Source organism: Schnuerera sp., assembly GCF_035459645.1.
In the GTDB taxonomy this organism is placed as follows: Bacteria; Bacillota; Clostridia; order Tissierellales; family Tepidimicrobiaceae; genus Schnuerera.
In genome coordinates, this window is record NZ_DATHXO010000534.1 from 1 (window position 1) to 2,574 (window position 2,574).

Sequence of the window (2,574 nt, forward strand, 5' to 3'; positions counted from 1 at the left end):
ATAAAGTATAGGCATCTTAAAACCAATATATCTAAATATCTAAAATGTGATTCAGACAATATAATAGTAGGCAATGGAGCGGTGGATATAATAAATAATTTTATACTTTTATTTCCTAGAATAATAGTTGCAATACCATCATTTTCTGAATATGAACAAAGAGCTTTAATCCATGATAAAGAAATAGTTAAATTAAGTTATAAAGAGGATTTCACCTTAGATTTAGCTTCTATAGAAAGGAGAATAAAATCTGAAGATTTGTTAATCCTAGGGAATCCAAACAATCCAACGGGCTTAAGGATTGGAAAAGAAATTTTAATAGAATTATACGAAATAGTCAAAAGAAAAGGTGGATATCTACTATTAGATGAAGCTTTTTATGAGTTCTGTCCAAAGGATTATGATAGTATTGAAATATTTGGGAAAAAATCTTTTAAAAATGTAGGAATAATTAGAGCGGCTACCAAGTTCTTTGCTCTTCCTGGTATCCGATTAGGTTACGGTTGTGTATCAAAAGATATGGCAGAAAAATATGGGAAAACAGAATTGCCTTGGAGTGTTAATTCTCTGGCAGATAGGGCTGGTAGATATATTTTTAAATGTAAAGATTATATAGAAAAGAGCCAAGCCTATATAGAAAAAGAAAGAAAATTTGTCCTAAATAAATTATTGGAAGTTGAAGGGATAAGGGCTTTTAAAACCCATGCCAATTATATACTTATAAAACTATTGAAATGGAATGAAGAATATGTATTCAATTTCTTTCTAAAAAGAGGGTTGGTTATTAGAAAATGTTCCAGCTTTAATGGATTAGATAATACCTATATTAGAGTAGCTATAAAGGATAGAGATAATAATTTAAAACTTATAAAGACTTTCAAAGAATTGGAGAGATTGTAAATGAAAACCATAATGATTACAGCTCCAGCCAGTTATACAGGGAAAACTTTGATTACCCTAGGGTTAATTAAAGCATTAAAAAACAGGAAATTAGATGTATCTGCCTTTAAGACTGGACCAGATTTTATTGATACCAGTTATTTAAGATTAGCTTCAGGAAAAAGGGCAGTGAATTTAGATATGCATATGATGGGACAAGAAGGATTGAAGGAAGCCCTATCTATTAACAAAGGAGAATATGCACTAATAGAGGGGGCTATGGGATATTTTGATGGGATATATAATACTTTTGAGAATTCTAGTTACCATATCTCGAAAAAACTAAATATCAACGCCATTCTTATCTATACACCAAAAGGGGAAATGTTTTCAGCTATTCCAAAGATAAAAGGAATGGTAGATTTTTCAGATTCTAGGATTAAAGGGATCATTTTGAATAAAGTAAGAAAGGATATCTACCTTCTATTAAAAGAGAAAATCGAAGAATATATAGGGATTAAAGTATTAGGCTATGTAGAAGAAGATAAGGCTCTTGAAATACAAAGTTGGTATCTTGGTTTAGTTCAAAGTATGGGAAACCAGTATACAGCCAAAATAATTGATAAGCTATCAAAGATTATGGAAAAAACTGTACATATAGACGAGATAATCAATCTTATGAATGATATAGATATATCTAAATATGAATATCCAACAAAAAGAAATATTAAGGTAGCCATAGCCTATGATAAAGCTTTCTCTTTTTATTATAATGAAAATTTAAGACTATTGGAAAACAGCTGTCAAGTGGAATACTTTTCTCCACTAGAGGATAAAGAAATACCAAAATGTGATTTATTATACATTGGTGGAGGATACCCTGAATTGTATAAAAAAGAGCTTTCTCAAAATCAAACTATGATAAATTCTATTAGAAAAATGGCAGAACTAGGAGGCTATATATATGGAGAAGCTGGAGGACTTATGTACTTGGTAGAGGAAATAGAAGGTATTCCAATGGTTGGAATATTTAAAGGGAAGGCCTATATGATGGATACACTCCAAAGGTTTGGATATACAAATATTCAATTAATGGAGGATACTATATTGGGGAAAAAAGGACAAAGCTTAGTAGGTCAAGAATTCCACCGATCAATTATAGAAACAGAAAACAGACCTTTATATTATATATATAAACCTAAAACCAATAGAAATTGGCAATGTGGATATAGCTATAAAAATGTATTAGGGGCTTATCCCCATATTAATTTCCTCGGCAATAAGGAAGCTTTTAATTATCTATTAGATGGCATAGAGAACAAAAGATAAGGAGGGAAATCATGTATATTAAGAATCCAATGGAAATAGAAAATAATAGTATGGATATTATAGAAGAAGTAATGGAAGATACATCTTTTAATGATGAAGAAAAAATTATTGCAAAGAGAATGATTCATACCACAGGAGATTTTGATTATAGAAAGATTATAGACTTTAAAAAAAATTTTGTTGAAGAAGCTAAAAAAGGCATTGGTAAAGGTGGCACTATTTATACTGATACTAAAATGGCATATATGGGAATTAATAAAAATGCCTTGTCTAAAACCCAATGCACTTTAAAATACTTTATAGATGATGAAAGAACTTATGACCTATCTAAAAAAGCAAACACGACTCGTTCAGCGGCAGCTATAG

Annotated in this window: 3 protein-coding genes; all 3 read left to right on the forward strand. The window is 30.1% G+C overall.

Annotated features, from left to right (window positions below; genetic code table 11):
- Positions 1-900, forward strand: a 900-nt coding sequence (locus tag VK998_RS12465) for a pyridoxal phosphate-dependent aminotransferase (RefSeq protein ID WP_325228860.1), incomplete at its 5' end; no start/stop codon positions are given.
- Positions 901-2,208 (forward strand): cobyrinic acid a,c-diamide synthase CobB, encoded by a 1,308-nt coding sequence (locus VK998_RS12470; protein ID WP_325228862.1) that lies wholly within the window; start codon positions 901-903, stop codon positions 2,206-2,208.
- An 11-nt stretch (positions 2,209-2,219) separates the two neighbouring features.
- The coding region (locus VK998_RS12475) for a precorrin-8X methylmutase (protein WP_325228864.1) at positions 2,220-2,574 on the forward strand (355 nt) is incomplete at its 3' end.